Source organism: Streptomyces anthophorae, assembly GCF_049310305.1.
Classification (GTDB): domain Bacteria; phylum Actinomycetota; class Actinomycetes; order Streptomycetales; family Streptomycetaceae; genus Streptomyces.
Map to the genome: position 1 here is coordinate 7,007,517 of NZ_JBLWQQ010000001.1, position 23,721 is coordinate 7,031,237.

Genomic DNA, 23,721 nt, shown 5'->3' on the forward strand with positions numbered 1-23,721 from the left:
AAAGGTGACGAAACCCTGACGGCGGGCCGGAACCCCTGGCTCCCGTCCCCCCACGGTGCTGCAATCAGAAACGTGACACCGAACCAAGGCCCCCCGGTAGGCCGACGCCTGGTCCTGGGCATGCTGGGCGCCGGCGCCCTGACCGTCGCCGCGGCCCCCACCCTCCAGCACGCCCTGGAAGGCATCGCCCAGAAGGACCCCACCGGCCTCACGGGCGTGCTGCCGAACGGCGGCGGCTTCCGCTACTACTCGGTCGCCGCCTCCGTCCCCCACAAGAGCGCGGAGACCTACCGCCTCACCGTCGACGGCCTGGTCGCGCACCCGTCGACGTACACGCTCCCCGAGCTGAGGGCGCTGCCGCAGACCCGCCTCGTCCGTGACGTCCAGTGCGTCACGGGCTGGCGGGTCCCGCGCACGCCCTTCGAGGGCGTACGGCTCTCGCGGATCCTGGACGCCGCGGGGGTGCGCCCCACCGCCAGGGCCGTACGCCTGACCTGCTTCGACGGCACGTACAGCGAGAGCCTCACGCTCCAACAGGCGCGCCGCGCCGACGTCCTGGTGGCGCTGCGCATGCGGGACAAGGACCTCACGCACGCGCACGGCGGCCCGGTGCGTCTTTACGCGGCCCCCATGTACTTCTACAAGTCGGCCAAGTGGCTCTCCGGGATCACCGTGACCGACGAGGTGCAGCCGGGCTACTGGGAGGAGCGCGGCTACGACGTCGACGCCTGGGTCGGCCGCTCGAACGGACGCGACGATGAGCCCACGAACTGAGCGGCTCACGGCCGCCGTCCGCCGTTTCACGCGCGCCGAACGCTGGGTGCACCGCGGCACGGCCGCACTGATGGGTGTGTGCGTCGCGACGGCCGCCTGCCTCTACGTGCCGCAGCTCGCCGAACTCGTCGGCCGCCGCGACCTCGTGGTCACGCTCCACGAATGGGCGGGCCTGCTGCTGCCGGCGCCCTTCGTGCTGGGCCTCGTCTCCCGCGCCTTCCGCGCGGACCTGGGACGCCTCAACCGGTTCGACCCGCACGACAGGGAATGGCTGCGCGCGGTGCTGCACCGGCGCCCCGGCCACCGCCCGGCGGGCAAGTTCAACGCCGGGCAGAAACTGTGGGCGGCGTGGCTGGCAGGCGCCGTTCTGGTGATGCTCGGCACGGGGCTGCTCATGTGGTTCACGCACCTCGCGCCGCTCGCCGTGCGCACCGGCAGCACCTTCGTGCACGACTGGCTGGCGCTCGCCCTCGGCATCGTGCTCGCCGGGCACATCGGCATGGCGGTCGGCGATCCGCAGGCGCGCCGCGGTCTGCGCACGGGGTTCGTGGACCGGGACTGGGCGGCGCGGGAACACGGCGAGTGGCTCGACGCCCCCTGAAACGCGGCGAGGGCGCCCCGCCGACCGGCGGGACGCCCTCGCACTGCGGGGCCGTTGGACCTCGGCTAGATCACCAAGGACAGCAGCAGCACCAGCGCACCGGCGACCACGGAGATGATCGTCTCCATGAGCGACCAGGTCTTCACGGTCTGGCCGACGCTGAGCCCGAAGTACTCCTTGACCAGCCAGAAACCGGCGTCGTTGACGTGGCTGAAGAACAGCGAACCCGCGCCGATGACCAGGACGAGCAGCGCCGTGTGGGTGTCGCTCATATGGGCCGCGAGGGGCGCGACCAGACCGGCGGCGGAGACCGTGGCGACCGTCGCCGAGCCCGTGGAGACGCGGATGACGACCGCGATGAGCCAGGCAAGCAGCAGCGTCGGGAGGCCCCAGTCCTTGGAGATCTCCATGATCATCTCGCCGACGCCGGAGTCGACCAGGGTGCCCTTGAAGCCACCGCCCGCGCCCACGATGAGCAGCACGCCCGCGATCGGGCCGAGCGACTTCTCGGTGGTGGAGAGGATCTTGCCCTTGGTGAAGCCGGCCGGGCGGCCGAGGGTGAACATCGCGACGACGACGGAGACGAGCAGCGCGATCATCGGGTTGCCGACCACGTCGAAGACGCGCTGGACGGTGGCGTCCGGGTTGTCCACGATGACGTCGACCAGGGCCTTGGACAGCATCATCACGACGGGCAGCAGGATCGTCGCGACGGCGGCGCCGAAGCTCGGACGCCTCTCCAGCTCGTCGGAGGCGCGGGCCGGGATCATCTTCTCGGGGGCCGGGACGTCGACCCACTTGGCCGCGTACTTCGAGAAGACCGGGCCGGCGATGATCACCGTCGGGATGGCGACGAGGATGCCGAGCGCGAGCGTGAGGCCGAGGTTGGCGTCGACCGCGTCGATCGCGACGAGCGGGCCGGGGTGCGGCGGGATCAGGCCGTGCATGACGGACAGACCCGCGAGCGCCGGGATGCCGATCCGCATCAGCGAGTAGTTGCCGCGCTTGGCGACCATCAGGACGACGGGGATCAGCAGGACGATGCCGACCTCGAAGAAGAGCGGCAGGCCGATCACGGCCGCGATGGCCACCATGGCCCACGGCATCGCCTTGCCACCGGACTTGCCGGCCTTGGCGAGGATCGTGTCGACGATCTGGTCGGCGCCGCCGGAGTCGGCGAGCAGCTTGCCGAGGATCGCGCCGAGCGCGATCAGCACGCCGACCCCGGCGACGGTGTCGCCGAGCCCGCCGCTGAAGCTTTCGATCACCTTGTCCAGCGGCGCCCCGGCGAACGCGCCGAGCGCGAGCGAGCCGATGGTCAGCGCCAGGAAGGCGTGCATCTTGAACTTGGTGATGAGCAGGACGATGACGGCGATGCCCGCGAGCACGGCGATCCCGAGCTGGGCATGGCCCGCGGACGTGATCGGCTCGACGGTGTCCGCTGCCAGCATCTCGACGCTGAGTCTGGTCACGGTCTAATCCCTAGAACGAGTGGGGGGACGGGGGAGAGAACTTGCCGGTGTGGGGGGTTACGGGGTCGTGGCGGGGGAGTCGAGCTCGGCCAGGGCCGCGACGGCCCGGTCCGCGATCTCCTCCGGCGATCCCGCGACATCGACGGCCACGCCCGCCTCGTCCGCCGCGAGCGGCTGGAGCGTGGCGAACTGCGAGTCGAGCAGCGAGGTGGGCATGAAGTGCCCTTCGCGATGGCCCATCCGGTCCTCGATCAGCTCGCGCGAGCCGGTGAGGTGGACGAAGACGGCGTCGGGGGCCTCGGCCCGCAAGCGGTCGCGATAGCTGCGCTTGAGGGCGGAGCTGGAGACCACCCCGCCGAGCCCCGCGCGGCCGTGCGCCCAGCGGCCGATGGCATCGAGCCAGGGCCAGCGGTCGTCGTCCGTCAGGGGAGTGCCGGCCGTCATCTTCTCGATGTTGGCCTGGGGATGGAAGTCGTCGCCCTCGGCGTACGGAACGCCGAGCCGTTCGGCGAGCAGGGGACCGATCGTTGTCTTGCCGGTTCCTGCGACGCCCATGACCACGACGACGTGGGGGGTGCTCATCGGGTACTGCCTCGCTTCGCTGTCTTCGTCGACATCGCTGTGACACCACACTGAAACCCAATAGGTCTGATTAATTCAAGAGGGTGTGACGTAAAAGTCAGACCATTGAGCTCGGGGCTAGGGTTGTCCCATGACCACCATGGGCCGGGGCCTGCATGCCCGCGTACTCGAAAGCCTCGGTCCCGCGATCACCGCGGGCGAGTACCCAGCCGGCAGTGTGCTGCGCACGGATGAACTCGCCCAGCGTTTCGAGGTGTCCCGCTCGGTCATGCGGGAGGCGGTGCGCGTCCTGGAGTCGATGCACCTCGTGGCCTCGCGGCGCCGGGTCGGCGTCACGGTCCGGCCCGCCGAGGAGTGGAACGTCTACGATCCGCAGGTCATCCGCTGGCGCCTCGCGGGCGCCGATCGCCCGCGCCAGCTGCGCTCTCTGACGGTGCTGCGCTCGGCGGTGGAGCCGGTCGCCGCGGGTCTGGCGGCGCGCAGCGCGAGCGCGGAACAGTGCGCGGCGCTGACCGAGTGCGCGCTCGGCATGGTGGCGACGTCACGGGGGCAGCAGCTGGAGGCGTACCTCGGCCACGACATCGAGTTCCACCGGATCGTCCTCAATGCATCCGGCAACGAGATGTTCGCCCACCTGGGTGACCTGGTGGCGGAGGTCCTCGCGGGCCGCACCCATCACCAGGTCATGTTCGAGGACCCGGACCCGGCGGCGGTCAGCCTGCACGTCAAGGTCGCCGAGGCGGTACGGGAGCGGGACGCGGAGCGCGCGGAGGAACTCACACGCGAGATCGCGGTGGGCGCGCTCCACGAGCTGGACATCCTGGCGCCCTGAACTCCCGTGTCCCGCCCGGGAGTTACTCGATGAAGTCGCCGTCGACGTACACCCACGCACCGTCGACCCGGGAGAACCGGCTGCGCTCGTGCAGCTCGCCGCCCTGGTAGTGCGCGCGGAAGGTGACGGTGCCGCGCTGATGGAACGCCGACCCGTCGACCGCCTCCACGATCTCCAGGCCGGTCCACTTCGGGGCGTCGGCGAAGTCGATGCCGGGCGGCCGGGTGTCGGGGTGCCAGGTGCGCAGCAGGTACGCCCCGTCGCGCCGGACGAACGCGGCGTACCGCGACCGCATCAGGGCTTCGGCGGAGGGGGCGGCGGCGCCGGAGTGATAGCGCCCGCAACAGTCTTCGTACGAGGAGGGGAGCCCGCAGGGGCAGGTGGTGGTGCGTGACATGGGGCGTACTTTAAGCCCCTGCGGCGATTGAGCAGCGGGGTCCGGGGCGGAACCCCGAGTCGTCGACCACGGCCGACCGTCACACCTGTTCCGCCCGGAACCCGGCCGGTGACACCCCCACGTGCTGCTGGAAGAACTTCGAGAAGTTCGCCGAGTCCGCGAACCCGACCGCCACCCCGATCCGCCCGACCGGCAACTCCGTGTGCGCGAGCATCCGTTTGGCCTCGAGGATCACCCGCCGGTCGATGAACGCCTTCGGGGTGAGCCCCGTCGCCGCCCGCACCGCGCGGACCAGCGTGCGGCGCGAATACCCCAACTCGTCGGCGTACGCGCTGACGCTGTGGTTGGACGTGAACCCGAGCTCGACCGCCGTACGGAACCGGGTGAAGGTCGTGTCCTGCTGCGGCGTCCCGTCGTCCTCCGCCGCGGCCTGCGCCGACACGTGCGCGACGCGCAGCATCAGAGCCGTCAGCGCGTGCCGCAGCACCGAGGTGTGCAGGCTCAGCGGCAGCGTCGTCGTGTCGAGGTACTCGCGGCGCAGCTGCGCCAACGAGGCGTCGATCGCCGCGAGTTGCTCCGGATCGGGGTGCAGCAGCGGCGGCCGGTCGTAGCGGTACAGCCCGGTCGCCTCGACGATGGCCCGTGGCAGGAACCCGGGCTGCATGGTCAGCGCGGTGCCGACGTACGCGGCCTCCGTCGAGAACCCGTGCACCTGCCCAGGACGGATCCACAGGATGTCCCCGGCCCCCACCTCGTACTCGGTGAAGTCGATCATGTGGCGGACCGGGCCCTCGCGGAAGAACAGCAGCACGTGGAAGTCGATGCGGTGCACGCGCCGCGACAGGCCGACGCCGCCCGCCCACGGTCCCTCGGAACCCATCGGCCCGACCTGGATCCCGACGCCGGACAGGCTCGCGCTCGGGTCGAACGGATAGGTGCGGATCTGCGCTCGATTTTCGGTGGGCGCCCGCAGATGTGCGCTCGTCTGTGAGGGGTCCTGCTCCGTCATTCACTTTCCTTGGCTCGGGCCCGGTTGCCTGTCCCATTTTCACCGAACGCTGGCACGGGGGCACCTGTCGAGCGAAAAGTATGACCTTTACATTCGTAGGTGGTTCGACCTGGGACTTTGGTCCCGGTCGAGCGGTGCCTTTCGGTACCTCGGCAGGACAACGGATGCGAAGGAAGCTGTACAGATGAGCACGCAGACACCGGACGGACTCGACCCCTTCCAGGGCCCCTTCGAGTGGACCGAGCGCGACCAGCGTGCCGTCGACACCGCGCGCCTCCTCGCGGCGGACGCCGTGCAGAAGGTCGGCAACGGTCACCCCGGCACGGCGATGAGCCTGGCCCCCGCCGCGTACACGATCTTCCAGAAGGCCATGCGGCACGACCCGGCCGACCCGGAGTGGACCGGCCGCGACCGCTTCGTCCTGTCGCCCGGCCACACCAGCCTCACCCTCTACACCCAGCTCTTCCTCTCCGGCTACGAGCTGGAGCTCGACGACCTGAAGGCGTTCCGCACCCAGGGCTCGAAGACGCCGGGCCACCCCGAGTACGGCCACACCGCCGGTGTCGAGACCACGACGGGGCCGCTCGGCCAGGGCGTCGCCAACGCCGTGGGCATGGCGATGGCCGCCCGCTACGAGCGCGGCCTGTTCGACCCCGAGGCCCCCGAGGGCGAGAGCCCCTTCGACCACACCATCTGGGCGATCGTCTCCGACGGCGACCTGGAGGAGGGCGTCTCTGCCGAGGCCAGCTCCCTCGCCGGCCACCAGAAGCTCGGCAACCTCGTCTTCGTCTACGACGACAACCACATCTCCATCGAGGGCGACACCGCGACCGCGTTCTCCGAGGACGTGCTGAAGCGCTACGAGTCGTACGGCTGGCACGTGCAGCGCATCGAGCCGACCGCCGAGGGCGACGTCGACCCGAAGGCCCTGTACGAGGCGCTGGCCGCCGCCAAGGCCGTCACCGACAAGCCGTCGATCATCGCGATGCGCACGATCATCGCCTGGCCCGCCCCGACCAAGCAGAACACCGAGGGCTCGCACGGCTCCGCGCTCGGCGACGAGGAGATCGCCGCGACGAAGAAGGTCCTCGGCTTCGACCCCGAGCAGTCCTTCATCGTCGAGGACGAGGTCATCGCGCACACCCGCAAGGCCCTCGACCGCGGCGCCGAGGCGCACGCCGCCTGGGACAAGAAGCTCGCCGAGTGGCGGAACAACAACCCGGAGCGCTCCGCGACCCTCGACCGCGTCCTCGCGGGCCGCCTCCCCGAGGGCTGGGAGGACGCCCTGCCGTCCTTCGAGACCGGCACCAAGGTCGCCACGCGCGCCGCGTCCGGCAAGACCCTCCAAGCGCTCGGCCCTGTCATCCCCGAGCTGTGGGGCGGCTCCGCCGACCTCGCCGGCTCGAACAACACCACCATCGACAAGAGCAGCTCCTTCCTCCCGAAGGGCAACCCGCTCCCGGAGGCCGACCCGTACGGCCGCACCGTGCACTTCGGCATCCGCGAGTTCTCGATGGCCGCCGAGATGAACGGCATCGCGCTGCACGGCAACACCCGCATCTACGGCGGCACGTTCCTCGTGTTCTCCGACTACATGCGCAACGCCGTCCGCATGTCGGCCCTCATGCAGCTCCCGGTCACCTACGTGTGGACCCACGACTCCATCGGCCTCGGCGAGGACGGCCCGACCCACCAGCCCGTCGAGCACCTCGCCGCGCTGCGCGCCATCCCCGGCCTGAACATCGTCCGCCCGGCCGACGCCAACGAGACGGCCATCGCCTGGCGCGAGATCCTCAAGCGCGGCACCGAGAAGCCGGCCCCGCACGGCCTGGCGCTCTCCCGTCAGGGCCTGCCGACGTACGAGGCCAACGACGACGCGGCCAAGGGCGGTTACGTCCTGGTCGAGGCGTCCAAGGAGACCCCCGACGTCGTCCTGATCGCGACCGGCTCCGAGGTCCAGCTCGCCGTCGCCGCCCGTGAGCAGCTGGAGGCCGAGGGCGTCGCCACCCGCGTCGTCTCGATGCCGTCCGTCGAGTGGTTCGAGGAGCAGGAGCAGGCGTACAAGGACGCCGTCCTGCCGCCGTCGGTGAAGGCCCGCGTGGCGGTCGAGGCCGGCATCGGCCTGACCTGGTACCGCTACGTCGGTGACGCCGGACGCATCGTCTCCCTGGAGCACTTCGGCGCCTCCGCCGACGCGGGCACGCTCTTCGCCGAGTTCGGCTTCACCGCCGAGAACGTCGCCGCGAAGGCGAAGGAGTCCCTCGCCGCCGCCCGCGCCTGACCCCTGCGTAACCCAAGTACGTACGAAAGAAGATGAAGCAGAACATGAGCAACGCCGTCGCACCCCTCAAGTCGCTCTCCGACGAAGGCGTTTCCATCTGGCTGGACGACCTGTCCCGCACCCGCATCGAGTCCGGCAACCTCGCCGCGCTCATCGCGGACAGCCACGTCGTGGGCGTCACCACGAACCCCTCGATCTTCCAGGCCGCCATCGGCAAGGGTGAGGGCTACGAGGAGCAGCTCGCCGACCTGGCCGTCCGCAAGGTCACCGTCGACGAGGCCGTCCGCATGATGACCACACAGGACGTGCGCGCCGCCGCCGACATCCTGCGCCCGGTGTACGACGCCACGAACGGCCGTGACGGCCGCGTGTCGATCGAGGTCGACCCGCGCCTGGCGCACAACACCGAGGCCACCATCGCCGAGGCCAAGCAGCTCGCCTGGCTCGTGGACCGCCCCAACGTGATGATCAAGATCCCGGCGACCCTCGCGGGCCTCCCGGCGATCACCGAGGTCATCGGCCTCGGCATCTCGGTCAACGTCACGCTGATCTTCTCCCTCGACCGCTACAAGGCCGTCATGGACGCCTACCTGGCCGGTCTGGAGAAGGCCCACGAGCGCGGCATCGACCTCTCCTCGATCCACTCGGTCGCCTCCTTCTTCGTGTCCCGCGTCGACGCCGAGATCGACAAGCGTCTCGACAAGATCGGCACCGACGAGGCCAAGGACGCCAAGGGCAAGGCCGCCCTCGCCAACGCCCGTCTCGCCTACGAGGCCTTCGAGCAGGCCTTCGCCGTCGAGCGCGCCACGAAGCTGGCGGCCGCCGGCGCCAACAAGCAGCGCCCGCTGTGGGCCTCCACCGGCGTCAAGGACCCCGCGTACAAGGACACCCTGTACGTCGACGAGCTGGTCGCGCCCGGCACCGTCAACACCATGCCCGAGGGCACCCTGAAGGCGACCGCCGACCACGGCGAGATCACCGGCGACACCATCACCGGCCGCTACGAGCAGGCCCGCGCCGAACTGAAGGCCGTCGACGCGCTCGGCATCTCGCTCGACGAGGTCACCCAGCAGCTCGAGGACGAGGCCGTCGCCAAGTTCGAGATCGCCTGGAACGACCTGCTGGCCACCGTCTCCTCCCGCCTGACGGAGGCTGAGTCCAAGTGAGCTCCACCGCTTGGCAGAACCCGCTGAGGGACCCCCGCGACCGCCGTCTGCCGCGCGTCGCGGGCCCCTCCGGGCTCGTCATCTTCGGCGTCACGGGCGACCTGTCCCGCAAGAAGCTGATGCCGGCCGTCTACGACCTCGCCAACCGCGGCCTGCTGCCGCCGGGCTTCTCGCTCCTCGGCTTCGCACGGCGGGAGTGGGAGGACCAGGACTTCGCCCAGGTCGTCCACGACTCGGTCAAGGAGCACGCCCGCACCCCCTTCCGCGAGGAGGTCTGGCAGCAGCTCGCCGAGGGCATGCGCTTCATCCCCGGCGACTTCGACGACGACACCGCGTTCAAGCAGCTGCGCGAGTCCGTCGACGAGCTCGACGAGAAGCGCGGCACCAGCGGCAACTACGCGTTCTACCTCTCCGTACCGCCGAAGTTCTTCCCCAAGGTCGTCCAGCAGCTCAAGAAGCACGGGCTCGCGGACGCGGCCGAGGGCTCGTGGCGGCGCGCCGTCATCGAGAAGCCGTTCGGCCACGACATGGAGTCGGCGCGCGAGCTGAACGCGATCGTGCACGACGTGTTCTCGCCGGACCAGGTCTTCCGCATCGACCACTACCTCGGCAAGGAGACCGTCCAGAACATCCTGGCGCTCCGCTTCGCCAACCAGATGTACGAGCCCATCTGGAACCGGAGTTACGTCGACCACGTCCAGATCACGATGGCCGAGGACATCGGCATCGGCGGCCGCGCCGGCTACTACGACGGCATCGGCGCCGCCCGCGACGTCATCCAGAACCACCTGCTCCAGCTCCTCGCCCTCACGGCGATGGAGGAGCCGGCCGCGTTCGACGCCGAGTCGCTGGTCAACGAGAAGCTCAAGGTCCTGAAGTCCGTGCGGCTCCCCGCCGACCTGGACGGCTCCACGGTCCGCGCGCAGTACGCGGCCGGCTGGCAGGGCGGCGAGAAGGTGCCCGGCTACCTCCAGGAAGACGGCATCGACCGCAAGTCGAAGACGGACACGTATGCCGCGGTCAAGCTGGGCATCGACAACCGCCGCTGGGCGGGCGTCCCGTTCTACCTGCGCACCGGCAAGCGCCTCGGCCGCCGCGTCACCGAGATCGCGGTCGTCTTCCAGCGCGCCCCGCACTCCCCGTTCGACCACACGGCCACCGAGGAACTCGGCCAGAATGCGATCGTCATCCGCGTTCAGCCGGATGAGGGCATGACGGTGCGCTTCGGATCCAAGGTGCCGGGTACGTCGATGGAGATCCGCGACGTGTCCATGGACTTCGCTTACGGCGAGTCGTTCACCGAGTCCAGCCCGGAAGCGTACGAGCGGCTGATCCTGGACGTGCTGCTGGGCGACGCGAACCTCTTCCCGCGTACGGAGGAGGTCGAGGAGTCCTGGCGCATCCTCGACCCCATCGAGGAGCACTGGGACAAGGTCGGCAAGCCCGCCCAGTACGCCTCGGGCAGCTGGGGCCCGAAGGAAGCGGACGAGATGCTCGCACGAGACGGACGGAGCTGGCGAAGGCCATGAGGATCGACCTGACCGACACCACGGCAAGCAAGGTCAACAAGGCGCTCGTCGAAGGACGCAGGGCCATCGGGACGCCCGCGGTGGGCATGGTCCTGACGATGGTCATCGTCACGGACGAGGAGAACGCGTACGACGCGACGAAGGCCGCCCAGGAGGCGTCCCGCGAGCACCCCTCGCGCACCCTCGTCGTCATCCGGCGCACCAAGCGCCTGCCCCGCGACCGGCACGGCAACCGGCTCGACGCCGAGGTCCGCCTCGGCTCCGAGGCCGGCACCGGCGAGACGGTGATCCTGCGCCTGTACGGCGAGACCGGCCAGCACGCCGACTCCGTCGTCCTGCCGCTGCTGCTGCCCGACGCCCCGGTCGTCGTGTGGTGGCCGGTCGACGCCCCCGACGAGCCCTCCAAGGACCCGCTCGGCGCGCTCGCCGCCCGCCGCATCACCGACCTGTACGCCGACGAGGACGCGCTCGCCGCCCTCGACCGGCGCGCCGCGCACTACGCGCCCGGCGACACCGACCTGGCCTGGACCCGGCTCACCCCGTGGCGCTCCATGCTGGCCGCTGCGCTCGACCAGGCCCGTACCGACGTCGTCTCCGCGGCCGTCGAGTCCGAGGCCGGCAACCCCAGCGCCGAACTCCTCGCGCGCTGGCTCGGCGCCCGGCTCGGCGTCCCGGTCGAGCGTGTCGTCACCGATGGCCCGGTCGTCACCGCGGTCCGCCTCGGCACCCCGAACGGCGAGATCCGCATCGACCGCCCCGAAGGACCGCTCGCCAAGCTGACCCTCCCCGGCCAGCCCGAGCGCACCCTCGCCCTCAAGGTCCGCTCCACCGCCGAGCTGATCGCGGAGGAACTCCGCCGCCTCGACGCCGACGAGATGTACGCCGTGGCCCTCCAGGCAGCCGCCCCCGGCAAAGTCACCAAGGAGTCCGTTCAACATGCCTGACACCGCCTCTCACGGCCCCTTCCTCACCCGCCGCCCGCAGTGGACGGCCCTGGAGGACCACCGCGCGAAGTTCAACGGCACGCACCTGCGCGACCTCTTCGCGAAGGACGCGGCCCGCGCCGAGCGCTACACGCTCGACGTCGGCGACCTGCACATCGACTACTCCAAGCACCTGATCACGGACGAGACCCTCGCCCTGCTCCAGGAACTGGCCACCGCCACCGACGTGTTCGGGCAGCGCGACGCCATGTTCCGCGGCGAGAAGATCAACACGACCGAGGACCGCGCCGTCCTGCACACGGCCCTGCGCGCCCCGGCCGACGCCGTGATCGAGGTCGACGGCGAGAACGTCGTGCCGAAGGTGCACGAGGTCCTCGACCGGATGGCCGTCTTCGCCGACAAGATCCGCTCGGGCGAGTGGACCGGACACACCGGCAAGCGGATCAAGAACATCGTCAACGTCGGCATCGGCGGCTCGGACCTCGGCCCGGCGATGGCGTACGAGGCGCTGCGCCCGTTCACCGCCCGCGACCTGACGCTCCGCTTCGTGTCGAACGTCGACGGCGCCGACCTGCACGAGGCCGTCCGCGACCTCGACCCGGCCGAGACGCTGTTCATCATCGCGTCCAAGACCTTCACGACGATCGAGACGATCACCAACGCGAAGGCCGCCCGCTCCTGGCTCCTCGACGGGCTCGGCGGGGACGAGAAGGCCGTCGCCAAGCACTTCGTCGCCTTGTCGACCAACGGCGAGAAGGTCTCCGAGTTCGGCATCGACACGGCCAACATGTTCGCGTTCTGGGACTGGGTCGGCGGCCGCTACTCCTTCGACTCGGCCATCGGCCTCTCGCTGATGATCGCGATCGGCCCGGACGCCTTCCGCGAACTGCTCGACGGCTTCCGCCTCGTCGACGACCACTTCCGCACCGCCCCGGCGGAGGCCAACGCGCCGCTGCTGCTCGGCCTGCTCGGCGTCTGGTACGGCAACTTCCACGGCGCGCAGTCGCACGCGGTGCTGCCGTACAGCCACTACCTCTCCAAGTTCACCGCGTACCTCCAGCAGCTCGACATGGAGTCCAACGGCAAGTCCGTGGACCGCCAGGGCCGCCGCGTGGAGTGGCAGACGGGCCCGGTCGTCTGGGGCACCCCCGGCACCAACGGGCAGCACGCCTACTACCAGCTCATCCACCAGGGCACGAAGCTGATCCCGGCGGACCTCATCGGCTTCGCGAAGCCGGTCGACGAGCTGTCCGACACCCTCGCGGGCCAGCACGACCTGCTGATGGCCAACCTGTTCGCGCAGGGCCAGGCGCTCGCCTTCGGCAAGACGCCGGACGAGGTGCGCGCCGAGGGCGTCGCCGAGGAGCTGGTGCCCCACAAGACGTTCAAGGGCAACCACCCGACGACGACGATCCTCGCGCGCGAGCTGACCCCGTCGGTCCTCGGCCAGCTCATCGCCCTCTACGAGCAGAAGGTCTTCGTCCAGGGCGCCATCTGGAACATCGACTCCTTCGACCAGTGGGGCGTCGAGCTCGGCAAGGTCCTCGCCAAGCGCGTGGAGCCCGCCCTCACCGAGGGCGCCGAGGTCCCCGGCCTCGACGCCTCGACGCAGTCCCTGGTCAGCACGTACCGCGCGCTGCGCGGCCGCAAGTAGCCTCAACCAGCCCTAACTAGCACTGAAGGTAAGTGAACTGACATGCAGCTCGGTCTCATCGGTCTCGGCAAGATGGGCGGCAACATGCGCGAGCGCATCCGCCGCGCCGGCCACACCGTCATCGGATACGACCGCAACCCGGAGATCTCCGACGTCGCCTCCCTCCAGGAGCTCGTCGAGAAGCTCGAGGGCCCGCGTGTGGTGTGGGTGATGGTCCCGGCGGGTGCCGCGACCCAGTCCACGATCGACGAGCTCGGGGAGCTGCTCTCCGAGGGCGACATCGTCGTGGACGGTGGCAACTCGCGCTGGATGGACGACGAGAAGCACGCCGAGGAGCTGGCGGCCAAGGGCATCGGCTTCGTCGACGCGGGCGTCTCCGGCGGCGTGTGGGGCCTGGAGAACGGCTACGCGCTGATGGTCGGCGGTTCCGAGGAGAACGTCGCGAAGGTCAAGCCGGTCTTCGACGCGCTCAAGCCCGAGGGCGACTTCGGTTACGTCCACGCGGGCAAGGTCGGCGCGGGGCACTTCTCCAAGATGGTCCACAACGGCATCGAGTACGCCATGATGCAGGCCTACGCCGAGGGCTGGGAGCTGCTTGAGAAGGTCGACTCCGTGGACAACGTCCGCGAGGTCTTCCGCTCCTGGCAGGAGGGCACGGTCATCCGCTCCTGGCTGCTCGACCTCGCCGTCAACGCCCTCGACGAGGACACCCACCTGGACAAGCTGCGCGGTTACGCCGCCGACTCCGGTGAGGGCCGCTGGACGGTGGAGGCCGCGATCGACAACTCGGTGCCGCTGCCCGCGATCACCGCGTCGCTGTTCGCCCGCTTCTCCTCCCGCCAGGAGGACTCGCCGCAGATGAAGATGATCGCGGCGCTGCGCAACCAGTTCGGCGGCCACGCCGTCGAGTCCAAGTAAGCGACACACAAAGAGCCCGCCGGACCTCGCGGTCCGGCGGGCTCTCTCGTACCTACTGCGGTGCGCCTACTGGCCGGTGGCCCGCCACACCTTCGCGTCCAGGGTCACGTTCTTGCCCTCCGTCTTGCCCCGAAGCGTCAGAAGACCGACGTCCCCCGAGCCGCTGACCAGGCAGAGCCGCTGCCCCACGGACAGGTTGTAGACCCAGAAGAAGTCCTGCGCCCCCTCCGCCTCGCGGCACGCGTCGGGGGTGGCCGGCTGGTCCGCCGGGAGCGGCGCGAGCGTGCTCCCCGACCCGGTTCCCGGCGACAGCTTGGCGCCGTTCTCGTAGACGTCGTAGGCCAGATCCTCGCTCGGCTGCCCGTCGTCCGCCTTCGCCCGCACCGGCTCGTCGGCGAGGAACAGGTCCTGGCCGTCCGTCATCACGATGCCGTTGTACGTCGAAGGGGCCGGCGGCTCCGAGGTCTCCGGCTCGCTCGTGCCGGGGGACGGGGGAGCGGCCGACGCGCCGTCGTCCGGCGCCCCCGACGGCGCGGGCTGCGCGGCGCCACCGGACTTCCCCGGTGACGCGGACCCGCTCGGCGAGCCGGGCTTCGAGGGCGAGGCCGAGTGGGACGCGGACCCCGTCGCCTCGGGCGCGCCCGAGGCCACCTGCCCTCCCGCACGGTCGTCCCGCGGCCCGTCGCCCGGCACGAAGTACAGCGCGGCCGCCGCACCGCACGCGACAAGGGCGACCCCGGCGGCCGCCAGCAACCAGACACGCGAGCGCTTGCGCGGGGCGCCGGTGCTCACGGCGGCGGTCTCGGCGCCGAAGGGCCCGGCGGGGGAGCCGGGCGCGGGGCCTGCGGGGGAGCCGGAGGCGGGGCCTGCGGGCGGCTCCTCGGCGAACGCGACGGGCGGCCCGAACGCCCCGGCGGGGGCCGGACTCCCGGGAGTCCCGGGACCACTCGCGGCACCGCGCGGCGGCGTCGCGAGCCCCGTCGGTTCCGCCCCGGCCACCCGGGCGCCCTCGGCACGCGCCGCGATCCCCTCGGCGAGTTCGCCCGGCAGCCACGCGTCCGTCGCGGGACCCGGGCCACCGGGCTGCGCCTCACGTATCGCCTGGACGGACTCGATGACCTCCGTCACCGTCGGCCGGTCCTCCGCTTCCTTGCGCAGGCAGCCGGATATCAACTCCCGCAGGGCTTCGGGGACCTTGGACAGATCCGGCTCCTCGTGCACGACCCGGTAGAGCACCGCGTGCGGCTCGCCCTCCCCGTACGCCGTGCTCCCGGTGGCGGCGAACACCGCGGTCTGGCCCAGCGCGAACACATCCGCGGAGCCGCTCGCGGAGCCGCCGAGCACCTGCTCCGGAGCCATGTACGCGACCGTGCCCACGGCCGCCCCGCTGCGCGTCACGGACGTCGCGTCCGCCGCCCGGGCCACACCGAAGTCGATGACGCGGGGCCCGTCGGAGGCCAGCAGCACGTTCGAGGGCTTCAGGTCGCGGTGCACGATCCCCGCGTCGTGCACCGCTTGCAGCGCCTCCGCGATCCCGGCCGTCATCCGCAGCACCGTGTCCACCGGCAGCGGCCCGTGCTCGCGCACCGCCTGCGCGAGCGAGGGGCCCGGCACGTACGCCGTCGCGCACCACGGCACCGGGCCCTCCGTGTCGCTGTCGACGACCGGCGCCGTGTAGAGCCCGTGCACCTTGCTCGCGGCGGCGACCTCCGTGCGGAACCTGCGCCGGAACTCGGGGTCCTCGGCCAGCTCGGGTCTGATCACCTTGACCGCGACGGCCCGGCCGCCCGGCGTGTGCGACAGGTAGACGCGCCCCATGCCGCCGGAGCCGAGCCCTGCGATCAGGCGGTATCCGCCCGCCGTCCGTGGATCGCGGTCGTCCAGTGGACGGAAATTCTCCGCATCGGGCCCACCGTTCGCCAACACGCCGCACTCCACCCCTGTTCCGTCTCGTGGCCGACCATTGCATCACGTGACGTAGCGCACCCCGCCGTCGGTGCCGCGACAACGCAAAAGACCCCAGATTCATCTGGGGTCTTTCTCTGTGTCCGAGGGGGGACTTGAACCCCCACGCCCGATAAAGGGCACTAGCACCTCAAGCTAGCGCGTCTGCCATTCCGCCACCCGGACAAGGTGTCTGCCGCCTCTGTGCGGGTGTTCCCCGCGGCGACACAGAGAACATTACCAGGGTTTCCGAGTGCCTCGATCAGCCCCCCGGCCGGGCGGTCCCGCCTGTGAACGGCACGTGACGAGACGTGCCCGGCCTTGGGTCCTGAGGTCGGGAGAGAGAGGATGAGAGGCATCCACGGCAAGAGAGGAACCAGCGTGAGCGAGCCGAGCACGGGCAGGGCGGTCTCCGGGCAGGACGAGGTCGTCGACCTCTGCCGCGAACTGATCCAGATCGACACCAGTAACTACGGCGACCACTCGGGCCCGGGCGAGCGCAAGGCCGCCGAGTGGACGGCGGAGAAGCTCGCCGAGGTCGGCCTCGAGCCGAAGATCTTCGAGTCGCACCCCGGCCGCGCCTCCACGGTCGCCCGGATCGAGGGCGAGGACCCCTCGCGGCCCGCCCTCCTCATCCACGGCCACACCGACGTCGTCCCGGCGAACGCGGCGGACTGGACCCACCACCCGTTCTCCGGCGAGATCGCCGACGGCTGCGTCTGGGGCCGCGGCGCCGTCGACATGAAGGACATGGACGCGATGACCCTCGCGGTCGTCCGCGACCGGCTGCGCACCGGGCGCAAGCCCCCGCGCGACATCGTCCTCGCCTTCCTCGCCGACGAGGAGGCGGGCGGCGTGTTCGGCGCCCGCCACCTGGTGCGCAACCACCCGGACCTCTTCGAGGGCGTCACCGAGGCGATCAGCGAGGTCGGCGGCTTCTCCTTCACCGTGAACGAGCAGCGCAGGCTCTACCTTGTGGAGACCGCCCAGAAGGGCATGCACTGGATGAAGCTGACCGTGGCCGGCACCGCGGGGCACGGTTCGATGATCCACCGGGACAACGCGATCACCGAGCTGTCCGAGGCGGTCGCCCGGCTCGGCCGCCACACGTTCCCGATCCGCGTCACCAAGACGACGCGCGCCTTCCTCGACGAACTCGGCGACGCGCTCGGCACCGAGCTCGACCCGGAGGACATGGAGGAGACCGTCGCCAAGCTCGGCGGCATCGCCAAGCTGATCGGCGCCGCCTTCTCCAACACCGCCAACCCCACGCAGCTGGGCGCCGGTTACAAGGTCAACGTGATCCCCGGCGAGGCCACCGCCCACGTCGACGGCCGCTTCCTGCCGGGACACGAGGACGAGTTCCTCGCCGACCTCGACCGGATCCTCGGTCCGAGGGTCAGGCGTGAGGACGTGCACGCCGACAAGGCCGTCGAGACGACGTTCGACGGGGCGATCGTCGAGGCCATGAAGTCCTCCATCGAGGCCGAGGACCCGATCGGCAAGGCCATCCCGTACCAGCTCTCCGCCGGCACCGACGCCAAGTCCTTCGTGGAGCTCGGCATCCGCAACTTCGGCTTCGCGCCGCTCCAGCTGCCGCCCGAGCTGGACTTCGCCGGGATGTTCCACGGCGTCGACGAGCGGGTGCCGGTCGACGGCCTCAAGTTCGGCGTGCGGGTCCTGGACCGCTTCATCGACGCGTCCTGACGCGTCAATCCCGCGCCGGGCCGGAAATCGTTCGCACGTGCGCAATGGACCGGAAAGAGTGAAAGGGGTTTCACGGTCGTAGCCCCCTGCGTTCTTCCTCGTTACAGGGAGTGCAGTCCGCGGCTGGGACTGCATTGCCAACAAGGAGGAATAATGCTCAAGAAGGTCGTCGCCGCTGCGGCAGCCACTGGTGGTCTGGTTCTCGCGGGTGCGGGCATGGCCGTCGCCGACTCCGGCGCTCAGGGTGCTGCCACGCAGTCCCCCGGCGTCATTTCGGGCAACGTCATCCAGGCCCCGATCCACGTGCCGGTGAATGTGTGCGGCAACACGGTCTCCGTGATCGGGCTGCTGAACCCTGCCTTCGGTAACACCTGCGCCAACGACTGACGTTGTTGTGCCTCACCCCTTGAGGGTTTGAGCCCACGGCCCCGGAGTGCGAGCCATGCACTCCGGGGCCGACGGGTTGGACAAGGTTCCAGGGCAAGACTGATAAGGCAAGGCAGGGAAACCTATGCGACAGGTCATGCGGAAGGGCCTGATCACCGTGGCGGCCGCGTCCGGCGTACTCGCCGTCACCGGTGGTTACGCGCACGCGGACTCGGGTGCGAACGGAAGCTCCTCGGACTCGCCGGGCGTCTTGTCCGGCAACTCCGTCGAGGCGCCCGTGGACGTCCCGGTGAACGTCTGCGGCAACACGATCAACGTCGTCGGACTGCTCAACCCGGCGTCGGGCAACGGCTGCGACAACTCGGGCGGCGGTGGCGACAAGACCGGCGGCCAGTCCTCGGACGGCGGCTCGCAGGCCGGCGGGCACACCAGCGACTCACCGGGTGTCGGCACCGGCAACCATGTGTCGGTCCCGGTGCACGTGCCGGTCAACGCGTGCGGGAACTCCGTCGGCGCCGGCTCCGTCGGCAACGGGACGACCGGCAACGGCTGCTCCGACGACGGCGGTGGCAGCACCACGACGCCGCCGGCGGACTCGAACACCCCGCCCTCCAGCGGCGGGCACCACCCGGGCACGGGGTCCGACACGCCCAACGCCCCGGGAACGCAGACCGTCGACATGCCCAAGGGCGAGTCCCAGCTCGGGCAGACCGGCAGCCCCCGGGCGCGGGCGGCCGGCACCCTCGCGGAGACCGGCAGCTCGGTGCCGATCGGCGCGGCCGTACCGCTCGCCGGGGGTGCGCTGCTCGCGGGCGCGCTGCTCTACCGGCGGGCGAACGCGGCGGCGTGACAGCAGGCGGTGCACAACGGAGCGGGCCCCGCACGGACGGGGCCCGCTCCGTTGTCTCGCCTTGCCCTCAGGTCACCATGTGGCCCGCACCTGGCGGATGATCCGTCGGCGCAGACGCACGCGGCGACTGCCGTCGCGGCGCAGGCTCAAGCGGTCCAACTCCCAGTGTCCGTACTCGGCATGGTCCGTCAGCAGGCGTGTCGCCTCCTTGCGGGAGACCCCGCGCGGCACGTACACGTCGACAAATTCGTATTCCGGCATCGCATCTATTGTGCGGGCAGTGGCCCGGTACGGATAGCGTCTGCACTATGTCTGATGCTGCGCAGCCCACCGCTGCCGAGGTACGCGCCGCCGCCGAGGCGGTCAAGGCTGCGCTCGACGCCCACTTGGCGGCGGTCGAGCGCCGGTCGGGAGAAGATGATCCGGCCGTCTATGAAGCGTTCAACGAGCTGGCCGCGGCGGCCGAGGAGTACGACGAACTCCTCTACGACCGCTACGACGAGGTCACCCCCTTCGAGATCCCCGGCAGCGAGGACTCGCTGCCGCCGTACGCGGGACCCGAGGAGCCGAACGCGCTGAGCGTGCTGATCCGACGCGACTACGCCGTGGTCGAGCCGCAGCGTCTGCTCTCCCAGGCCGGGCGGGTCGCCGACCTGGACGCGGAGCCGGATGCGGAGGCCGGGAACGGGGCGGGCAGCAGTGTGCACGCCGCGCTCGGTGTCCTCTTCGGTGAGTTCGAGCCCGACGAGATCGCCTCCCGGCACAAGGAGTTCGGCCTGGAGGAGGGCGACTCCACGCTCTGGGTCACGGCGGCGGACGACCCCACGGACCCCGGCGAGTGGCTGGAGGCCCCCTTCGAGCAGGTCGATCCGCAGCGGGTGGTGTGCCGCTTCGACGTGAGCGCGGTCTTCGACGACGACGAGTTCGACGACGACGGCTCCGCCGGGGGCGATGAGGCGTTGGAGGAGGCGGACCGCTGACACCTCGCTGCCGCGGGGGGGGGGCGGGGCGGTGGTTTCGCCGCGGCGGGGTTGCGGTCGCGGGGCGCTGCCCCGGACCCCGCGCCTCAATCGCCGGCGGGGCTTCAAAAGATCGGGGTTCCGCCCCAGGCCCCGCGCCTGAATCGCCGGCGGGGCTTCAAAAGATCGGGGTTCCGCCCCAGGCCCCGCGCCTCAATCGCCGGCGGGGCTTCAAATTCCACCGCCCGCCCCCTCCGGGGGGGGGCAAGGCGGCGCCGCGGTTACGCGCTCGGGACCTGGGCCCGGACCAGGCCCCGCAAACGCGTCGTCCGGGGCTTCGGCGGGACCTCCGACACGGCGCGCGGGAGGGCCGCGTCCACGCCGTGCACCACCGAGAGATGGCGCTCACCGCGCCCGAAGGCCGTGTAGACCCAGGGGCGGCTCAGGGACTGCGCCGCATCGCCGGGCAGCACCACCACGGCCGCGGGCCAGCGGACTCCGACGGCCTGATGGCCGGTCACGGCCCACCCGTGCCGCACCGCGCCCTGCTCCACCTGCTCCTTGGGTGCGAGGACGGGGGAGCCGTCGCACTCGAGACGCAGGCCCTCCGCGTCCGCCCCGACGACCACGCCGGGCCGGATGCGCCCGCGCCCGGTGACATACACCACACGGTCCCCGGGGTCGAAGCCGCCGAACCGCCCGGGGCCCGGGTTGAGCCGCTCCTTCAGCGCCTCGTTCAACGCCCGCGTCCCCGCGGCGCCTCCGTGCCCCGTCGTGATCACCTGCGTCTGCTCGGACGGCACCCCGATCGCCCGCGGCACCGAGTCCGCGACCAGCTGCACGGTGCGGTGGATCGCCTCGGCCGGGTCCCGCACCGGAACGATCACGACTTCCTTGTCGGGCGCCTCCACCTGGTTCAGCTCACCGATGCCGATGCCCGACACCAGCTCGCCGATCGGCCCGAAGTCGGGCGTGCGGGAGGCGATGCGCGGGCAGATCTCGGCCGCCGCGACGTCCGCGAAGACCCGGCCGGGCCCTGCCGACCACAGCGTTCCGGGATCCCCGCTGAGCACCAGGCACGTCCCGTCGGCGAGCAGCTCCACGAGCATCGCGGCGTCGCCCACGTCCAACTGCGGCGCGTCCAGGACGACCAGGACGTCGAGGGCGAACGCCCCGTCCCGGTCGAGGCCCGGCCCCTCCGCCCGCGCGAGCAGACCCGCGACGGTCGCGGTGGCCGACTCCGGCGCGTCCGGGCCGAGCAGCTCGGCGGCCCGGCGGCGGCCGTCCGCGCTGTGCGCGGCGACGCACACCCGCAGGCCGAGCCTGCCCGCGGCGGCGGCCGCGGCGACGGGCTCTGCGCGGGCCGCCTCACCGCCGGTGTGCAGGACGAGCCGGTGCGCGGCGATCGCCCGGATCAGCTCGGCCGTCGTACCGCGCTCCGCCCCCGCGGCCTCCTCGAGACCGGCGGCGGCCGAACCCTCGTCCTTGGGCGCGGCGTTGAGCAGCCGGGCGAGCCCGTCCGCGAGGCTCTCCTCGGCGAGCGCGTACCGCTCGAGGCCGACCAGGACCCGTACCGGCCGCTCCGCCTCTTCCTCCTCGCCGTCCTCCTCGGCGGCGGGGGCGGGGGCGGGCGCGTCCTCAAGGGGGTCGTGGAAGATCAGCGCGTCGCCCTCCGCGACGGCGCTCTGCACGGCTTCCTCCGGCTCTGCCACCCCGCGCTTGCCGAGCGCGTCCGCGAGCACCGGCAGGTCGAGGGCCGTGTGCCCGGCGTTCGCGGCCTGCTCGAGGAGCCATACGGTGACGGCGCGGCCGCGCCGCTCGTCCTCCGGCCCGCACTCCGCGCCGAGCAGCGCCCGCGCGAACCCGTCGGCCTGCTCGGGCCGTACTCCGGCCACCCGCAGCAACAGCCACGGATCCGCGCGCAGTTCGTCGCCCGCGCCCTCGCCGAGGGCCGCGGCGGCCGCACCGGCCAGTGACTCGGGGGCCCCGCCCTCGACGAGCACGGCCCGCACCGAGGCGACGGCTTCCGGATCGGGTCCCGCCCGACCGGGGTCCTGCGGCCTGCGCACGGGTTCGGCGGGGGAGGCGGCGGGGTCCCGCCGCGGCTCGGGCTCGGGGCGGGCGAGCACGGGGGCGGCGACCGGCTTCTCCCCGCTCTCCACCGCGCGTACGGCGGCCAGCAGGTCGGCGGCGGTCCCGCTCAGCTTCGTCCCGGCGGCGATCGGCCCCTCCTTGGCGGCCTTCCGCTCCGCGATCCGCTCCTGGAACTCCCGCTGGGCCGCCAGCTCGGCCTCGGACACCTCGGCGGACTTCTCGGTGCCGCCCTCCGTGCTGTCGTCGCCGTCCGCCGCGGCCTGCGCGCCGTCCCCGTCGATCCCGCCCGACTCGGCCTCCTCGTCGGCGGCCTCCGCGTCCGGGGCACGGTCCGCACGGCCGTCGGTGCCGGCCGCCGTGGCCTCCGACTCGGTCTCGTCGATCCCGCCCGGCTCCGAGCCGGTGGTCTCCGCGTCCGCGACACGGTCGGCCTCGGTCGTCGTCGGGTCGGGCGCACCGGCCAGGTGCTCCGTGTCCGGCCCGGTGTCGGGGCGGGCCCCCGACTCGTTCTCCGCGGGAGCGGACTCCGTACTCACAACGTGCTCCAGTCCTGATCGGGATAGCGGTGCACGGGCGCCGACACGTCGTCGAGCGCCTGGCAGATCTCGTCAGGAAGACTAAGGGCCTCCACTGACAATGCCGCCGTGAGCTGCTGCGCGTTGCGCGTGCCGACGATCGGCGCGGTCACTCCCGGCCGGTCCCTGACCCACGCGAGCGCCACCTGGAGCGGCGTCACGGCCAGCCCGTCCGCCGCCGTCGCTACCGCGTCCACGATGTGCCCCGCCGCTTCGTCGAGGTACGGCTCGACGAACGGCGCCATGTGGTCCGAGCCGCCCCGCGAGTCGGCGGGCGTGCCCGAGCGGTACTTCCCGGTCAGCACCCCGCGGCCCAGCGGCGAGGAGGGCAGCAGGCCGATGCCGAGGTCAAGCGCCGCAGGCAGCACCTCGCGCTCCACGCCCCGCTGCAACAGCGAGTACTCCATCTGCGTACTGGCGAGACGCGTACGCGTGCCGGGCGCGGCGAGCTGCCAGGTGGCGGCCTTGGCGAGCTGCCAGCCGCAGAAGTTCGAGACGCCCGCATAGCGCGCGCGGCCGCTGCTGACGGCTATGTCGAGGGCCTGCAACGTCTCGTCGAGCGGGGTCCCGGGGTCGTACGCGTGCACCTGCCACAGGTCGACGTACTCCGTGCCGAGGCGGGCGAGCGAGGCGTCCAGGGCCGAGAGCAGATGGCCGCGCGAGCCGTCGAAACGCCGGTCGGGATCGGGCACGCTGCCCGCCTTCGTGGAGATCACCAGGTCACGGCGCGGCACCAGGCCCTCGATGAGCCTGCCGAGCAGATACTCCGACTCCCCGTCCCCGTACACGTCGGCCGTGTCGACGAGTGTGCCGCCCGCTTCCCAGAAGGCCTTCAACAGGTCGGCGGCGTCGTGCTCGTCGGTGTCCCGGCCCCACAGGAGGGTGCCGAGCCCGATCCGGGACACGCGCAGGCCGGTGCGGCCGAGATGCCTCTGCTCCATGGGCGCTGAGGTTACTGGCCGAAGGTCAGGAACGGGGGTCCTGTGGATATCTGCCGTCGGGGTCGCCGGGTTAGGGTGCCGGGCGGGGCACCTTACCCATGGGTA

The 23,721-nt window shown here is 71.4% G+C and carries 21 protein-coding genes and 1 tRNA gene; 13 read left to right on the forward strand and 9 right to left on the reverse strand.

Going from position 1 to position 23,721, the window contains the following annotated elements:
* Positions 1-120: 120 nt before the first annotated feature.
* Positions 121-774 carry a molybdopterin-dependent oxidoreductase gene (locus ACNYS0_RS31820; RefSeq protein WP_422482833.1) on the forward strand — a complete coding sequence of 218 codons (654 nt, stop codon included), beginning with the start codon at positions 121-123 and terminating at the stop codon, positions 772-774.
* Complete coding sequence (locus ACNYS0_RS31825) at positions 758-1,375, forward strand: cytochrome b/b6 domain-containing protein (protein ID WP_422478484.1); 618 nt, start codon at positions 758-760, stop codon at positions 1,373-1,375. The genes ACNYS0_RS31820 and ACNYS0_RS31825 overlap by 17 nt, the downstream gene beginning before the upstream one ends.
* A gap of 65 nt (positions 1,376-1,440) precedes the next feature.
* Here the strand turns inward: ACNYS0_RS31825 and ACNYS0_RS31830 are convergent, their stop codons facing one another.
* Positions 1,441-2,847 carry a GntT/GntP/DsdX family permease gene (locus ACNYS0_RS31830; RefSeq protein ID WP_422478486.1) on the reverse strand — a complete coding sequence of 469 codons (1,407 nt, stop codon included), beginning with the start codon at positions 2,845-2,847 and terminating at the stop codon, positions 1,441-1,443.
* Positions 2,848-2,904: 57 nt separating this feature from the next.
* A complete protein-coding gene (locus tag ACNYS0_RS31835; RefSeq protein WP_422406299.1) occupies positions 2,905-3,429 on the reverse strand; it encodes a gluconokinase in 525 nt (174 codons plus the stop codon).
* 130 nt (positions 3,430-3,559) lie between these two features.
* Here ACNYS0_RS31835 and ACNYS0_RS31840 point away from each other — a divergent pair, with 130 nt between their 5' ends.
* Complete coding sequence (locus ACNYS0_RS31840) at positions 3,560-4,261, forward strand: FadR/GntR family transcriptional regulator (protein ID WP_422406298.1); 702 nt, start codon at positions 3,560-3,562, stop codon at positions 4,259-4,261.
* A 22-nt stretch (positions 4,262-4,283) separates the two neighbouring features.
* On the opposite strand, the gene ACNYS0_RS31845 is transcribed toward ACNYS0_RS31840, so the two are convergent.
* Together ACNYS0_RS31845 and ACNYS0_RS31850 are read right to left on the reverse strand one after the other, a co-directional pair.
* Positions 4,284-4,658, reverse strand: a complete 375-nt coding sequence (locus ACNYS0_RS31845; RefSeq protein WP_422478488.1) for a YchJ family protein — start codon at positions 4,656-4,658, stop codon at positions 4,284-4,286.
* Between the two features lie 79 nt (positions 4,659-4,737).
* Positions 4,738-5,667, reverse strand: coding sequence for a helix-turn-helix domain-containing protein (locus ACNYS0_RS31850; RefSeq protein WP_422478490.1), 930 nt, complete (start codon positions 5,665-5,667; stop codon positions 4,738-4,740).
* Positions 5,668-5,851: 184 nt separating this feature from the next.
* Here ACNYS0_RS31850 and tkt point away from each other — a divergent pair, with 184 nt between their 5' ends.
* From tkt to gnd, 6 genes are read left to right on the forward strand one after another with little or no spacing between them, the layout of a single operon-like run.
* On the forward strand, positions 5,852-7,948 hold the full coding sequence (gene tkt / locus ACNYS0_RS31855) for a transketolase (protein WP_422478492.1): 2,097 nt from the start codon (positions 5,852-5,854) through the stop codon (positions 7,946-7,948).
* 44 nt (positions 7,949-7,992) lie between these two features.
* Entirely contained in the window at positions 7,993-9,114 is a 1,122-nt protein-coding gene (tal, locus tag ACNYS0_RS31860) for a transaldolase (RefSeq protein WP_422478494.1), read from the forward strand.
* Complete coding sequence (gene zwf, locus ACNYS0_RS31865; protein WP_422478496.1) at positions 9,111-10,643, forward strand: glucose-6-phosphate dehydrogenase; 1,533 nt, start codon at positions 9,111-9,113, stop codon at positions 10,641-10,643. Before tal ends, zwf begins: the two co-directional genes overlap by 4 nt.
* Entirely contained in the window at positions 10,640-11,587 is a 948-nt protein-coding gene (gene opcA / locus ACNYS0_RS31870; RefSeq protein WP_422478498.1) for a glucose-6-phosphate dehydrogenase assembly protein OpcA, read from the forward strand. Before zwf ends, opcA begins: the two co-directional genes overlap by 4 nt.
* Entirely contained in the window at positions 11,580-13,241 is a 1,662-nt protein-coding gene (gene pgi / locus ACNYS0_RS31875; protein ID WP_422478500.1) for a glucose-6-phosphate isomerase, read from the forward strand. Before opcA ends, pgi begins: the two co-directional genes overlap by 8 nt.
* A 42-nt stretch (positions 13,242-13,283) precedes the next feature.
* The gene (gene gnd / locus ACNYS0_RS31880; protein ID WP_422478502.1) at positions 13,284-14,159 is read left to right on the forward strand and encodes a phosphogluconate dehydrogenase (NAD(+)-dependent, decarboxylating); all 876 of its coding nucleotides are present in this window, start codon (positions 13,284-13,286) and stop codon (positions 14,157-14,159) included.
* A gap of 66 nt (positions 14,160-14,225) precedes the next feature.
* Here the strand turns inward: gnd and ACNYS0_RS31885 are convergent, their stop codons facing one another.
* Together ACNYS0_RS31885 and ACNYS0_RS31890 are read right to left on the reverse strand one after the other, a co-directional pair.
* Positions 14,226-16,085, reverse strand: a complete 1,860-nt coding sequence (locus tag ACNYS0_RS31885; protein ID WP_422478504.1) for a protein kinase domain-containing protein — start codon at positions 16,083-16,085, stop codon at positions 14,226-14,228.
* A 119-nt stretch (positions 16,086-16,204) separates the two neighbouring features.
* A tRNA-Leu gene (locus tag ACNYS0_RS31890) sits at positions 16,205-16,289 on the reverse strand.
* Between the two features lie 195 nt (positions 16,290-16,484).
* Here ACNYS0_RS31890 and ACNYS0_RS31895 point away from each other — a divergent pair.
* The 3 genes from ACNYS0_RS31895 (at position 16,485) to ACNYS0_RS31905 (ending at position 19,047) form a co-directional block, all read left to right on the forward strand.
* A complete protein-coding gene (locus ACNYS0_RS31895; protein ID WP_422478506.1) occupies positions 16,485-17,810 on the forward strand; it encodes a M20/M25/M40 family metallo-hydrolase in 1,326 nt (441 codons plus the stop codon).
* 153 nt (positions 17,811-17,963) lie between these two features.
* Positions 17,964-18,197 (forward strand): chaplin ChpH, encoded by a 234-nt coding sequence (gene chpH, locus ACNYS0_RS31900; RefSeq protein WP_399231363.1) that lies wholly within the window; start codon positions 17,964-17,966, stop codon positions 18,195-18,197.
* Between the two features lie 124 nt (positions 18,198-18,321).
* On the forward strand, positions 18,322-19,047 hold the full coding sequence (locus tag ACNYS0_RS31905; RefSeq protein WP_422478508.1) for a chaplin family protein: 726 nt from the start codon (positions 18,322-18,324) through the stop codon (positions 19,045-19,047).
* A 72-nt stretch (positions 19,048-19,119) separates the two neighbouring features.
* Here the strand turns inward: ACNYS0_RS31905 and ACNYS0_RS31910 are convergent, their stop codons facing one another.
* Complete coding sequence (locus tag ACNYS0_RS31910; RefSeq protein ID WP_018535088.1) at positions 19,120-19,308, reverse strand: DUF5703 family protein; 189 nt, start codon at positions 19,306-19,308, stop codon at positions 19,120-19,122.
* Positions 19,309-19,355: 47 nt separating this feature from the next.
* On the opposite strand from ACNYS0_RS31910, the gene ACNYS0_RS31915 reads away from it, so the two are divergent.
* Complete coding sequence (locus tag ACNYS0_RS31915) at positions 19,356-20,027, forward strand: hypothetical protein (RefSeq protein ID WP_422478510.1); 672 nt, start codon at positions 19,356-19,358, stop codon at positions 20,025-20,027.
* A gap of 260 nt (positions 20,028-20,287) precedes the next feature.
* Here ACNYS0_RS31915 and ACNYS0_RS31920 read toward each other — a convergent pair whose 3' ends face one another.
* Complete coding sequence (locus ACNYS0_RS31920; RefSeq protein ID WP_422478512.1) at positions 20,288-22,636, reverse strand: helix-hairpin-helix domain-containing protein; 2,349 nt, start codon at positions 22,634-22,636, stop codon at positions 20,288-20,290.
* Positions 22,633-23,616 carry an aldo/keto reductase gene (locus ACNYS0_RS31925; RefSeq protein WP_422478514.1) on the reverse strand — a complete coding sequence of 328 codons (984 nt, stop codon included), beginning with the start codon at positions 23,614-23,616 and terminating at the stop codon, positions 22,633-22,635. Before ACNYS0_RS31925 ends, ACNYS0_RS31920 begins: the two co-directional genes overlap by 4 nt.
* Positions 23,617-23,721: the final 105 nt, after the last annotated feature.